The organism is Pseudomonas asplenii, from assembly GCF_001293465.1.
GTDB classification, from domain to species: domain Bacteria; phylum Pseudomonadota; class Gammaproteobacteria; order Pseudomonadales; family Pseudomonadaceae; genus Aquipseudomonas; species Aquipseudomonas fuscovaginae_B.
In genome coordinates, this window is the sequence record NZ_JSYZ01000009.1 from 2,923 (window position 1) to 14,951 (window position 12,029).

Consider the following 12,029-nt stretch of genomic DNA (forward strand, 5'->3'; position numbering starts at 1 on the left):
TAACCAAGTTTCAAGCGATTTCATACATAGCCTAAGCCGACCCCATGCCTTTCGATCTCAGCGTAGACCTGACCACCCTCGCCATTCTCGCCGTCGTCGCCTTCGTCGCCGGTTTCATCGATGCCATCGCCGGCGGGGGCGGCCTGCTGACCACCCCGGCACTGCTGACCGCCGGCCTGCCACCGCACCTGGTGCTGGGTACCAACAAGCTCAGTTCGACCTTCGGCTCGGCCACCGCCAGCTTCACCTTCTACCGGCGCAAGCTGTTCCATCCGCGCCAGTGGAAACTGGCGATCTTCGGCACCCTCGCCGGTGCGCTGATCGGCGCAGTGGCCGCGCACTTCATGCCAGCCGAGTGGCTGAACAGGATGCTGCCGGTGATCGTCTTCGCCTGTGGCCTGTACCTGCTGTTCGGCGGTACGCCCAAGGCGCCGCTGGACAGCGACGCGCCGATCCGCAGGAAGTGGCAGTTCCCCCAGGGCTTCGGCCTGGGTTTCTACGACGGCGTGGCCGGGCCCGGCACCGGTGCGTTCTGGACCGTCAGCAGCCTGCTGCTCTACCCCATCGACCTGGTCAAGGCCAGCGGCGTGGCGCGCAGCATGAACTTCGTCAGCAATATCGCCGCGCTGTCGGTGTTCGTGTTTTCCGGTCAGGTCGACTGGATCATCGGCCTGGCCATGGGTGTTTCGGTGATGCTCGGGGCATTCTTCGGCGCCCGCACCGCCATCAGTGGCGGGGCGAAGTTCATCCGCCCGGTGTTCATCACCGTGGTCCTCGGTCTGACCGTGCGCCTAGCCTGGCAGCACTGGTTCAGCGTGGCCTAGGCGACGCGCCACATACAGGTCGATCAGGTAGCGGGCGATCGACCGGGATGCCGGCAACGGCGGCAGTTCGCGGATATTGAACCACTGCGCATCCTCGATCTCGTCGACCTGCGGCACGATCTCGCCGCCGGCATATTCGGCATGGAAGCCCAGCATCATCGAGTGCGGGAACGGCCAGCACTGGCTGCCGACATACTGGATGTTGCTGACCTCGACCTGCACCTCCTCGCGGACCTCACGCACCAGGCAATCCTCCGCCGACTCGCCCGGCTCGGCGAAACCGGCCAGGGTACTGTAGACCCCGGGCACGAAACGCGGCGAGCGGGCCAGCAGCACTTCATCGCCGCGGGTCACCAGCACGATCATGCTCGGCGAAATCCGTGGGTAGGCGCGCAGGTCGCACGGCTGGCAATACATCGCCCGCTCGCCCGGGACCTGGCGGGTCGGCTGGCCGCAACTGCCGCAGAACCGGTGCTCACGGGCCCAGGTTCCGATCTGCGCGGCATAGCCGAGCATACGGTAGGTGGTGAAGTCACCTTCGAGCATGAAGCGCCGCAGCCCCTGCCAGCGGCAACCCGGTACCTCGGCCGTGGCCTTGAGTTCCAAGAGGTACACCGGCTCGCCATCGCGATGGCCGATGCCATGCTCGCAGAGTACCGGCAGGTCCTGGCGCTTGAGCCACTCGCGGGGGAACAGCACGCCGTTGTCATCCAGCAGGAACCCCTCGGGACCACGGGCCACGGCCCAGCCACCGGGTTGTTCGATATCCAGTACTGCGGTTGTCCAGCCTTGAGTCATTGCGGGTTCCTTGGGGACCGGGAAACCTTCCTCAGTCCAGAAATTCAGGTTTCTGCTTGCTCATGTGTGCCGCGATGGCCACACGCAGGTCGTTCGATTGCAACATGGCGGCGTTCCAGGTGGCAACGTATTCCAGGCCGTCGTCGATCCGGTGGTCACGCATGTAACTGAGCATTTCCTTGGTGCCGCTCACGGCGATCGGCGACTTGCCGGCGATTTCCCGCGCCAACCCCATCACACCGTCGAGCAGCGCGGCCTGATCAGGATAGACACGATTGACCAGACCGATGCGCTGCGCCTCGTCGGCACCGAACTGGCGGCCGGTGTAGGCCAGCTCGCGCAGCATGCCGTCACCGATGATACGTGGCAAACGTTGCAAAGTGCCGACATCGGCGGCCATGCCGATATCCACTTCCTTGATCGAGAACTGCGCGTCTTCGGCACAGTAGCGCATGTCGCAGGCGGCGATCAGGTCGATGGCCCCGCCCAGGCAGTAGCCCTGGATGGCGGCCAGGACCGGCTTGCGGCAGTGGTCGACGGCGTTGAAGGAGGCCTGCAGTTGCAGGATCTTGCGCCGCAGCAGGCGAGCGTTGCGGCCCACGTCCTTGCCCAGTTCGTTACCGACCGAGGCCAGCAGCATCAGGTCGATGCCTGAGGAAAAATGCTTGCCCGCGCCGCTCAGCACCACCACCCGGACCTCATCGGTGTCGTCGGCCCACTGGAAGATCTCGATGATCTCGCTCCAGAACGCGGCGTTCATCGCATTGATCTTTTCCGGACGGTTGATCTGCACATGGGCGATGTTGTCGGCCAGTTCGACACGGAAGGCTTGGTATTCGGACATGACGGGGCATCCTTGGCGGGCTGATGGGAGTTTGAGGGAATATAGCAAGCGGGTTGGGCGGTCGGGGGTAGCGGATGTGCCAAAAGCCGGACTTGGGCGAATGGCCGCCTGCGGCGGTTCGCGGGCAAGCCCGGCTCCTACAGCGACCGGCGTCGAACTCAAATCCTTTGTACGGCCCGATCACTTGTAGGAGCGAGGCTTGCCCGCGAACCGCCAGAGGCGACCAGCCTCCACCACCTAGCGAGGCCCCAGGATCCATTGCTCGATGGCCTGCGCCGCTCCATCCTCGGTGTTGCTGCCGGTCACCACATCCGCCTGCCGCTTGACCACCTCTTCAGCCTGGCCCATGGCAATCGCCAGCCCCGCCCGATGGAACATCGCCGGGTCATTGCCGCCATCGCCGATCGCCGCCGTCTGCGCCAGCGGCACCTCAAGGAACTTCGCCAGTGTCACCAGCGCCTCGCCCTTGTTGGCCTGCATCGCGGTGATGTCCAGGTAGGCCCGCTGCGAGCGACTGGCCAGCGCCTGGTCCGCCACCAGCGGCTGCAGCACCGTCTCCAGTTCGATCAGCAGTTGCGCATTGCCGCTGGCCCCGACGATCTTGTCGATACGGTCCAGGTACGGCTCGAAACTCTCCACCACCGTCGGCGGATAGCCCAGCGCATGCTGCTCCCGAGGGACCATGGTGCCGTGGGGGTTGCGCAGCAGCCATTCGTTGTCGGCAAACACCCAGATCTCCACCTCCTCATGCCGCGACAGCAACTCCAGGGTGCAGATCGCCGCCTCGCGCGGCACGTAATGAGTCACCAGGTAGCGGCCATCGGGATGCATCAACGTGCCGCCGTTGAACGCGGCCACGGGTAAATCGACACCCAGCGCCTCGATCTGCTCGCGCATCGCCCGTGGCGGCCGACCGGTGGCCAGGCTGAAGAATACCCCCGCCTTGCGCAGCGCCCGCACCGCCTCGACAGTGCGTGGGCTGAGGCTGTGATCAGGGCGCAACAGGGTGCCGTCCATGTCGCTGAGCAGCAGGCGGATGGGGTATTGCACCGAGCCGCTCATCCGATGCCGTGCCAGGCGCGGCCGTCGCGCGCCAACAGTTCATCGGCAGCCGCCGGGCCATTCTCGCCGGCCTTGTACGACTGCACCTGGCTGTCTTCGCGCCAGGCATCAAGGAACGGCTGCACCGCGCGCCAGCCGTTCTCGATGTTGTCGGCACGCTGGAACAGCGTCTGGTCGCCGGTCAGGCAGTCGTAGATCAGCGTCTCGTAGCCGGTGGACGGCTGCATCTCGAAGAAGTCCTTGTAGGCGAACCCCAGCTCGATATTGGCCATGTCCAGCGCCGGCCCCGGGCGCTTGGCCAGCAGGTCGAACCACATGCCCTCGTTCGGCTGGATCTGGATCTTCAGGTAGGTCGGCTGCAGGCGCTCGACCTCGGTATCGCGGAACTGCGCATACGGCGCCGGCTTGAAGCAGATGGCGATTTCCGTATCGCGCACGCTCATGCGCTTGCCGGTACGCAGGTAGAACGGCACACCGACCCAGCGCCAGTTGTCGATCATCACCTTGAGCGCGACATAAGTCTCGGTGTTGCTGTCGGGCGCCACGTTGTTTTCTTCGCGATAACCGGCCACGGCCTTGCCCGCCACTTCACCGGCGGTGTACTGGCCGCGAACCGAGTTCGCCCGTGCCTCCTCGATGCTCCAGGGTCGAATCGCGCCGACCACCTTGGCCTTCTCGCCACGTACGGCGTCGGCACCAAAGGCCGCTGGCGGCTCCATGGCAACCATCGCCAGCAGTTGGAACAGGTGGTTGGGCACCATATCGCGCAGGGCGCCGGTGTGTTCGTAGAAACTGCCGCGGGTTTCCACGCCCACGGTTTCCGCCGCGGTGATTTGTACATGGTCGATGTAGTGGTTGTTCCAGAACGCCTCGAACAACACGTTGGAGAAGCGGCTGACCAGGATGTTCTGTACGGTTTCCTTGCCCAGGTAATGGTCGATCCGGTAGATCTGCTTCTCGCTCATCACCTTGAGCAGGCAGGCGTTCAACGCCTCGGCGGTGGCCAGGTCGGAGCCGAACGGCTTCTCGACCACCACCCGCCGAAAGGCCTCGGGCGTTTCCTCGAGCAGCCCGGCCGCCCCCAGGCGCCGCGCCACCTCACTGAAGAAGCGCGGCGCGGTAGCCAGGTAGAACACCGCTTTGCCGGTGCCGCTGGCGGCAATCTTTGCGTTCAGCGCGGTGTAGGTGGAGTCGTCGAGGAAATCGCCCTGCACGTAACTGATGTTCTTCGCCAACTTGCGCCAGAGCGCGGCATCCAGCGCCTGCTCCGCAGTCTTCCCGCTCTTGGCGGCCACCTCGGTACGGCTGAACTCTTCCAGTTTTTTGGCGAACTCGGCGTCAGTGACGGCGTTGTGGTCGACGCCGACGATGTGCAGGCCGTCGTCGAGCAGGCCGTCACGGCTCAGGTTGTACAGCGCCGGCATCAGCAGGCGCTTGACCAGGTCGCCGTGGGCACCGAACAGGAACAGCGTGGTCGGCGGGGCGGCCTCAACCTTGCTTTTCTTGCCGGTGGCCTTCATTTTTTCGGCGTCTCCACGTGGCCGCCGAAGCCGAAGCGCATCGCCGACAGCAACTTGTCGCCATAGGTGCTCTGTTGGCGCGAGCGGAACCGGGCGAACAGCGAGCTGGACAGCACCGGCACCGGTACCGCCTGTTCGATCGCCGCCTCGATGGTCCAGCGGCCTTCGCCGCTGTCGGCCACCGCGCCGGAGTAGTTGTCCAGTTTGGGATCGGTGGCCAGGGCGTCGGCGGTGAGGTCCAGCAGCCAGGAGGAGACCACGCTGCCGCGGCGCCAGACCTCGGCGATATCGCCCAGGTTCAGGTCGAAACGCTGGTCGGCCGGCAGGCTTTCGGAATTCTTGGTCTTGAGGATGTCGAAACCCTCGGCGAAGGCCTGCATCATCCCGTATTCGATGCCGTTGTGGATCATCTTGACGAAGTGCCCGGAACCCGCCGGGCCGGCATGGATGTAGCCGCGCTCGGCGCGGTCGTCGGCGGTCGGGCTGCGATCGCGGGTCCGCGCAATGTTGCCCAGGCCCGGGGCCAGCGCATCGAACAGCGGATCAAGGCGGCGGACCACCTCGGCATCACCGCCGATCATCATGCAATAGCCACGCTCCAGGCCCCAGACGCCGCCGGAAGTACCGACATCGATATAGTGGATGCCCTTTTGCGCCAGCTCCTGGCCACGACGGATATCATCCTTGTAGTAGGTGTTGCCGCCGTCGATGATCACATCCCCCGGCTGCAGCAGCTTGCCCAGTTCGGCAATGGTGTCCTCGGTGGGCGCCCCGGCCGGCAACATCACCCAGACCGCTCGCGGCGCGCTCAGCCCGGCAACCAGTGCCGGCAGGTCGGCGACACCGGTGGAACCTTCCTGGCCCAGGGCGGCAACGAAGTCGGTGTTGCGGTCGTAAACCACGGTCTCATGGCCCTTGAGCATCAATCGCCGTGCGATATTGCCGCCCATGCGGCCCAGTCCGATGATTCCAAGTTGCATGTAGCGTTACTCCAGACGACGAGTTCGAAAAAACTCGAAAAAGATAAAGGCGACACCTTAGCCCACCGCAACGGCGTGTGTCCTGCGAAAGGTTAGTCAAATACGGCGATGATTGGTTCGCCGGTGTCGCCCGTGACCCTCTTGTTACGCTCGAACTCGCTCCCAGGACACGGCGACAACAAAAAATAAAAAAGTTCCCATGCGCCGAAAAAGAATCCAAAATTGTCTTGAACGAGCCCCCTGCCCCTGATCGGGCCGGGCCAGCTCCACCGAAACAGACCCTTCGCGAGGTGAGCAATGGGTACGGTAGCCGCAGTACGTCCCCCACAAACCCTGTACGTCACGATCCGCCGCGATGAGTTGCGGCAGTTGCAGGACGAGCGCAACGCGCTGCTGCAGCAGGTCGCGCTCTTGCAGGAGGCCCTGCAGGCGCAATCCCTGACGGCCCAGGCCCCGCTGCCGCGACTGGGCAACTGAACGCCGGCCCACGGCTGATTCCCCATCCCCTCCAGGCGCGCCGCCGGTGTGCCTGGCCCTGAACGTTTTTTTCACACGTCGTTACCGATACTCCAGGCCTTCCAGCCGTGCGCAATTCGTGCGGCCATCCCCCATGGCGACTTTTTTCCCAGCCCCATGGTTCAGTTGGCGATTGATTGGAGTGCTCGATGGCGTTGTTCGAACGCAGCAACAAGTCTGCGAAAGGTTTTGATTGGGCCGGGCTCGGCTGGATGTTCCTGTTCTTCTGGTACTTCTCGGGTATCACCCAGTTGCTGATCCAGTTGAGCGGCACTTCCGGCTTCTCCGGGTTCCGCCAGGCATTCTTCCTCAGCGCCATCTGGCTGGCACCGCTGCTGGTGTTCCCGCGTCGCACCCGCCTGCTCAGCGCCCTGATCGGCCTGATGCTGTGGGCCTGTTCCCTGGCCAGCCTGGGCTACTTCTTCATCTACCAGCAGGAATTCTCGCAGAGCGTGATCTTCATCATGTTCGAATCGAACATGGCCGAGGCCAGCGAGTACCTGACCCAGTACTTCCAGTGGTGGATCCTGCTCGCGCTGCTCGCCCACAGCGTCGTGGCCTTCCTGCTCTGGACCCGCGTACGCCCGGTTCACCTGCCACGCGGTCGCGCCCTGGCGGTGGCGACGCTGCTGCTGGTGTCGATCATCGGCTATCCACTGGTCAGCCAGATCAACCGCAGCTCGACGCTGGAGGAAGGCCTGGAGCGTTTCGAAAGCCGTGTCGAACCGGCGGTCCCGTGGCAGATGGTGGTGGCCTATCGCAGCTATCGCCAACAACTGAACAACATGCAGGGCATGCTCGACAGCGTCAGCAGGATTCCACCGCTGCATAACCTCAAGGACCGCCAGGCCGGCCTGCCGACCACCCTGGTGCTGGTCATCGGCGAGTCGACCAACCGCCAGCGCATGAGCCTGTACGGCTATCGCCGGGAAACCACGCCGAACCTCGACAAGCTCAGGGAACAACTGGCGGTCTTCGACAACGTGGTGACTCCGCGTCCCTATACCATCGAGGCCTTGCAGCAGGTCCTGACCTTCGCCGACGAAGAAAACCCCGACCTGTACCTCAAGACCCCGTCGCTGGTCAGCGTCATGAAGCAGGCCGGCTACAAGACCTGGTGGATCACCAACCAGCAGACCATGACCAAGCGCAACACCATGCTCACGACCTTCTCCGAGCAGGCCGACGAGCAGGTGTACCTGAACAACAACCGCAACCAGAACGCCCGCCAGTATGATGGCGATGTGCTGGAACCGTTCAACAAGGCCCTGGCCGACAGCGCCCCGCGCAAGCTGATCGTGGTTCACCTGCTGGGCACGCACATGAGCTACCAGTACCGTTACCCGCCGGCCTTCGAGAAGTTCACCGACCGTACCGGCGCCCCGCCCGGTCTGAGCGACGACCAGATACCGACCTACAACAGCTACGACAACGCCGTGCTGTACAACGATTTCGTGGTATCGAGCCTGATCAGGGACTACGCCAAGACCGACCCGAACGGCTTCCTGCTGTATCTGTCGGACCACGGCGAAGACGTCTTCGACTCCGCCGGCCATGCCACCCTGGGCCGCAACGAGGCCAAGCCGACGGCGCCGATGTACACCATACCGTTCATCGCCTGGGCCTCGCCGAAATGGCGCGAAAGCCATGACTGGAGCTTCGCTTCGGACCTGAGCCGCCCCTACAGCAGCTCGCACCTGATCCACACCTGGACCGACCTGGCCGGCTTGAGCTTCGATGAGCAGGACCTGAGCAAGAGCGTGGTCAGCGATCAGTTCAAGGTTCGGCCGTTGCTGATCGGCGATCCCTACGCGCGTCCACAGAGGGCGCTGATCGATTTCAGCCTGATCAAGCCCAAGCCGCAGGGAGACGTGGCGAAGAAATGAGCTTCTGGCCTGTTCTCGCGGCTCGCAGCGGAACAGGCCATTTCTCTCGGTGCCTACCCGATGGCAGCGATCCGGGCTGGCATGCCTGCCTGCGAAGCAACGGGCAAAATCAGAAAAATATTATCCGCTTAAAACAGGCTCATAATATTTACTTAATCTTCCTGATACTCATCAAGCATTCCTGCAACCGCTCATCCGGCATTTATCCATCTTAATTGCCACTTAATTCCCCCTTCCTAAAGTTGCTCCGAATTTCAGATCGCCACGGCGACATCCATTTAGACAACTCAGGAAACATCAATCATGAAACTGCCTACCTTGCTGATTGCCGGTCTATTGTCCGCCACTTCTTTCGCTGCCCTGGCCGAAGGCGGCTCCGACCGTGCCCGTGAGCGCTGGGAAAACTTCCAGGTCAGCCAGCAGCTGGCGCGCGAGCAGGCCGAACAGAAGACCCTGACCGCTCAGGCGCAAAAGAACGATGCCTCTTCGAACGAAGTGAAAGCGGCCGAGCAACAACCTGACACCTGATTCATCGATCGAGCTCCCGATAACACCTCTGGTTGCTCCACAAGTTTCTTGTGAGGGGTGTTTTCTTTCAGCGCCCTGTATGGGGCGCTTTTTTATTTGAATGCCGGCCAACAGGATGTTCAGTGAAGATATCCGCCCTGGTACTTGAGGGGAGTCATTACAGATACTTGTTCCAGAACATCATCTGCCCGTGACTCGGATCCAGCTGGGCACCACTGAAACCGAACTTCTCGTACGCAGCCCGGGCCACCGCATTCCCCTCCAGCACCTCCAGGGTAATCTTGCAGCAGCCCCGCTGACGGGCGATATCCTCGACCTTCTGCAGCATCCTGCGACTCAACCCCAACCCCCGAAACCGGCTCAGCACCGCGACGTCATGCACGTTCACCAGTGGCCGGCAGGCAAAGGTCGAAAAGCCTTCGAAGCAGTTCACCAGCCCCGCCGGCTCGCCACCGACAAACGCCAGCACACTGAACGCATGAGCACGCTTGGCCAGCTCGGCCGGCAGTTGCGCCAGCAGGTCAGGGTCCAGCGACTGACCACCGCCCATCGGGTCTTCGGCATAGTGGTTCAGCACCAGGGCGATCGCCTCGGCATGCACCGGGTTGGTGTAGCTCGCCTGCAGTATCAGTACATCCGCAACGTCCATGTTCATCCTCGACGGCATCATTGAAAATCGGTTCTCGCTTCAGGGCAGCCGATTGTAGGCCCGGGCCAGGGCCGGGCGAAGGAAATTCTCCAGACTTGGCTTCACTGCCCGAACCGCTGCAACTGCATCTCATGCAGGCGACTGAGGGTACGACGAAACGCGAACGCCAGGTAACCCTCGCTGTACAGTTCGTCCAGCGGCACCTGGGCCGCGACGTACAAGGCCACCTTGCGGTCGTAGCACTCGTCCACCAGCGCGATGAAACGACGCACGCTGTCATCGTGGATCGACAGTTGTGGCAACTGACGATCCCCCGCCTCGACCCGTTGCGCGGCATCCTCGGTACCCCGGGCGATCCGACCGGGACGCTGGCGGGCGCTGAGGTTCGGTACCTCGTCGAGGAAGATCGCCGAGTAACGATCGCACAGTGCCATGAAGTCCATCGCCGCCAACGGCTGCTCACACAGTTCGGCATAACGGCACCAGAGCACGCTTGGCGAAGCCCGCACCACCGCCAGGGTCCGATGCCCCATGGCGACCGGCTCGCTGGACACCGGCTGCCCGGCGGTCAGCGCGTCGAACGCCTGGGCAAAACCGCTCGAGCCTTCCACCGGCACCACCCAGTAACGCTGCAGACCCGCGCCCGGATGCAGGCGATGATCCTCGCCGCCATCGACGTCGACTACCGTCATGTGCCGTTCGATCGCGGCAATCGCCGGCAGAAAGCGCTCGCGGTTGAAACCCTCGGCATACAGCTGGTTCGGCGGCTGGTTGGAAGTACAGACGATCACCACCCCCTCGTCGAACATCACCTGGAACAGCCGCCCGAGAATGATCGCATCACCAATGTCATTGACGAACAGCTCGTCGAAACACAGCACCCGCACCTCGGCCGCCAGCTCACGGGCCAGGGCCCGCAACGGATCGGCGATCCCGCTCAACTGAAAGGAGCGCTGGTGCACCCAGCCCATGAAGTGATGGAAATGTTGGCGCCGGGACGGCACCCGCAGGGTCTGGTGGAATTGGTCCATCAACCAGGTCTTGCCGCGCCCGACCGGCCCCCAGAGGTAGACGCCGCGGGGGACCTGCCCCTGGTGCAGCGCCTCCTGGCAGTGTTGCAGCGCCTGCACCGCCTGCCATTGCGCGGGGTCGTGGACAAAGCCCTGGGCGACGGCTCGCTGGTAGGCAATCAGGGGGGAATCGACGGTCATGGGCGGGGCCATTGCTGAACAGGGCCCCGCAGTATGCCAGCTCGACTCAGAGGGAAATATCCAGCCGGGCGATCTTGCCCTGTTCGTTCAGCCGGAAGGTGTAGCGCAACTCCACCGGGCTGCCGGGAAAGCTGCCCGAGACGAGCTTGCGCACCAGCACCTTGCCGGTGCGCTGGGCAACGTCGAGCACTTCGACCCGGGGCTGGTACTTGCGACCGGTTTCATCCATCCACCTGGCAATCTCCAGGGTACCGACCTGGTGCCGGCCTTCATCGAAGACATTCGCGTCCGCGGCGAAGAAACTGTCGATCGTCGAGGTGTCGCGGGCATTGGCGGCGGCAATATAGGCCTCGATAGCCGGGGCCAGGGATGAGGTGTTCATGGGGTACAGCTCCTTGCTGGTGGGACTGGCCTCATCCTATGCCAGGCCCGCGTCAGTTTTTGTCAGGAGTGAACGGCTGGGTTTTCTGTTGTTGCTCGCAGGCCTGGTGCCAGCCGCGCAACAGGTCGCTGCGCCGTCCCGGATACCGTTCGCCCTGCTCGCAGGCGGCAGCGATGCGGTCGGTACGAAAGGTCCGGTAGTCGTTGCGCAGCTCACACCAGGCGACGATCACCCGCACCTCGTTCAGAAAGCCCAGGGCCAGGGGCCAGATCAGGCGCTGGCTGGGGATCCGGTTGGCATCGGCGTAGTCGATGTACAGCTTGGTCTGCTGGCCGATCGCCTGACGCAGCACGCTCAGTGGCACGATGTTCTCCGGGAAGCCGTAACCGGCGGGGCCGGCCAGCACGGTGGGGTTGCGCAGGGCCTCCTGGGCCGCCGGCCCGAGCACCGCGGAAATCTTCGCCAGGGCCCCACAGGCGGCCTTGCCCAGCACATCGTCAGCCCGCTGGTTGACGTACTGCAGGCCGAGCATGATCGCCTCGGCCTCGTCGGCATCGAGCATCAGCGGCGGCAGGAACAGGCCGCTGCGCAACACGTAGCCGATCCCCGCCTCGCCCTGGATCGGCGCGCCCAGGGCAATCAGTTCGGCAATGTCGCGATAGACCGTCCGCTCGGAAATCTCCAGTTCATGGGCCAGGGCCGCCGCGGTGGCCGGGCGGCTACGGGCCCGCAGCACCTGCAGCAGCGTCAATAGACGGGAAGTACGGGACACGGTGGATTCAACCTGAACAGAAGCGGATGCGCGCAGCCTAGGCTGTGTACGAAATTG

13 protein-coding genes are annotated in these 12,029 nt (G+C 63.6%); 4 read left to right on the plus strand and 9 right to left on the minus strand.

What is annotated here, in order from left to right; translation table 11 throughout:
• Positions 1-44: 44 nt before the first annotated feature.
• A complete protein-coding gene (locus PF66_RS11995; RefSeq protein ID WP_054062810.1) occupies positions 45-824 on the plus strand; it encodes a TSUP family transporter in 780 nt (259 codons plus the stop codon).
• Here PF66_RS11995 and nudC read toward each other — a convergent pair.
• The 5 genes from nudC to gnd form a co-directional block, all read right to left on the minus strand.
• Complete coding sequence (gene nudC / locus PF66_RS12000; RefSeq protein ID WP_054060298.1) at positions 792-1,622, minus strand: NAD(+) diphosphatase; 831 nt, start codon at positions 1,620-1,622, stop codon at positions 792-794. The genes PF66_RS11995 and nudC overlap by 33 nt on opposite strands.
• A gap of 31 nt (positions 1,623-1,653) precedes the next feature.
• Positions 1,654-2,466 carry a crotonase/enoyl-CoA hydratase family protein gene (locus PF66_RS12005; protein WP_054062811.1) on the minus strand — a complete coding sequence of 271 codons (813 nt, stop codon included), beginning with the start codon at positions 2,464-2,466 and terminating at the stop codon, positions 1,654-1,656.
• Positions 2,467-2,703: 237 nt separating this feature from the next.
• On the minus strand, positions 2,704-3,528 hold the full coding sequence (locus tag PF66_RS12010) for a Cof-type HAD-IIB family hydrolase (protein WP_054062812.1): 825 nt from the start codon (positions 3,526-3,528) through the stop codon (positions 2,704-2,706).
• The gene (gene zwf / locus PF66_RS12015; RefSeq protein WP_054062813.1) at positions 3,525-5,048 is read right to left on the minus strand and encodes a glucose-6-phosphate dehydrogenase; all 1,524 of its coding nucleotides are present in this window, start codon (positions 5,046-5,048) and stop codon (positions 3,525-3,527) included. Before zwf ends, PF66_RS12010 begins: the two co-directional genes overlap by 4 nt.
• A complete protein-coding gene (gene gnd / locus PF66_RS12020; protein ID WP_054060302.1) occupies positions 5,045-6,028 on the minus strand; it encodes a phosphogluconate dehydrogenase (NAD(+)-dependent, decarboxylating) in 984 nt (327 codons plus the stop codon). The genes zwf and gnd overlap by 4 nt, the downstream gene beginning before the upstream one ends.
• Positions 6,029-6,325: 297 nt before the next feature.
• Between gnd and PF66_RS12025 the strand changes: the two genes are divergently transcribed.
• The 3 genes from PF66_RS12025 (at position 6,326) to PF66_RS12035 (ending at position 8,958) form a co-directional block, all read left to right on the plus strand.
• Positions 6,326-6,505, plus strand: coding sequence for a DUF6026 family protein (locus PF66_RS12025; protein ID WP_054060303.1), 180 nt, complete (start codon positions 6,326-6,328; stop codon positions 6,503-6,505).
• Positions 6,506-6,693: 188 nt separating this feature from the next.
• On the plus strand, positions 6,694-8,430 hold the full coding sequence (locus PF66_RS12030) for a phosphoethanolamine transferase CptA (RefSeq protein ID WP_054060304.1): 1,737 nt from the start codon (positions 6,694-6,696) through the stop codon (positions 8,428-8,430).
• A 303-nt stretch (positions 8,431-8,733) separates the two neighbouring features.
• Positions 8,734-8,958 (plus strand): hypothetical protein, encoded by a 225-nt coding sequence (locus PF66_RS12035; RefSeq protein WP_054060305.1) that lies wholly within the window; start codon positions 8,734-8,736, stop codon positions 8,956-8,958.
• Between the two features lie 157 nt (positions 8,959-9,115).
• On the opposite strand, the gene PF66_RS12040 is transcribed toward PF66_RS12035, so the two are convergent.
• From PF66_RS12040 to PF66_RS12055, 4 genes are all read right to left on the minus strand, one after another.
• Positions 9,116-9,607, minus strand: coding sequence for a GNAT family N-acetyltransferase (locus PF66_RS12040; protein ID WP_054060337.1), 492 nt, complete (start codon positions 9,605-9,607; stop codon positions 9,116-9,118).
• 101 nt (positions 9,608-9,708) lie between these two features.
• Entirely contained in the window at positions 9,709-10,818 is a 1,110-nt protein-coding gene (gene zapE / locus PF66_RS12045; protein WP_054062814.1) for a cell division protein ZapE, read from the minus strand.
• Positions 10,819-10,864: 46 nt separating this feature from the next.
• Complete coding sequence (locus tag PF66_RS12050) at positions 10,865-11,200, minus strand: nuclear transport factor 2 family protein (RefSeq protein ID WP_054060307.1); 336 nt, start codon at positions 11,198-11,200, stop codon at positions 10,865-10,867.
• A 52-nt stretch (positions 11,201-11,252) separates the two neighbouring features.
• The gene (locus tag PF66_RS12055; RefSeq protein WP_054060308.1) at positions 11,253-11,972 is read right to left on the minus strand and encodes a helix-turn-helix transcriptional regulator; all 720 of its coding nucleotides are present in this window, start codon (positions 11,970-11,972) and stop codon (positions 11,253-11,255) included.
• Positions 11,973-12,029 lie beyond the last annotated feature (57 nt).

Excerpts from the sequence above, each read along its gene's own strand:
- PF66_RS11995 (WP_054062810.1), top strand. The coding sequence starts at position 45 with ATGCCTTTCGATCTCAGCGTAGACCTGACCACCCTCGCCATTCTCGCC.
- nudC (WP_054060298.1), bottom strand. The coding sequence starts at position 1,622 with ATGACTCAAGGCTGGACAACCGCAGTACTGGATATCGAACAACCCGGT.
- PF66_RS12005 (WP_054062811.1), bottom strand. The coding sequence starts at position 2,466 with ATGTCCGAATACCAAGCCTTCCGTGTCGAACTGGCCGACAACATCGCC.
- PF66_RS12010 (WP_054062812.1), bottom strand. The coding sequence starts at position 3,528 with ATGAGCGGCTCGGTGCAATACCCCATCCGCCTGCTGCTCAGCGACATG.
- zwf (WP_054062813.1), bottom strand. The coding sequence starts at position 5,048 with ATGAAGGCCACCGGCAAGAAAAGCAAGGTTGAGGCCGCCCCGCCGACC.
- gnd (WP_054060302.1), bottom strand. The coding sequence starts at position 6,028 with ATGCAACTTGGAATCATCGGACTGGGCCGCATGGGCGGCAATATCGCA.
- PF66_RS12025 (WP_054060303.1), top strand. The coding sequence starts at position 6,326 with ATGGGTACGGTAGCCGCAGTACGTCCCCCACAAACCCTGTACGTCACG.
- PF66_RS12030 (WP_054060304.1), top strand. The coding sequence starts at position 6,694 with ATGGCGTTGTTCGAACGCAGCAACAAGTCTGCGAAAGGTTTTGATTGG.
- PF66_RS12035 (WP_054060305.1), top strand. The coding sequence starts at position 8,734 with ATGAAACTGCCTACCTTGCTGATTGCCGGTCTATTGTCCGCCACTTCT.
- PF66_RS12040 (WP_054060337.1), bottom strand. The coding sequence starts at position 9,607 with ATGGACGTTGCGGATGTACTGATACTGCAGGCGAGCTACACCAACCCG.
- zapE (WP_054062814.1), bottom strand. The coding sequence starts at position 10,818 with ATGACCGTCGATTCCCCCCTGATTGCCTACCAGCGAGCCGTCGCCCAG.
- PF66_RS12050 (WP_054060307.1), bottom strand. The coding sequence starts at position 11,200 with ATGAACACCTCATCCCTGGCCCCGGCTATCGAGGCCTATATTGCCGCC.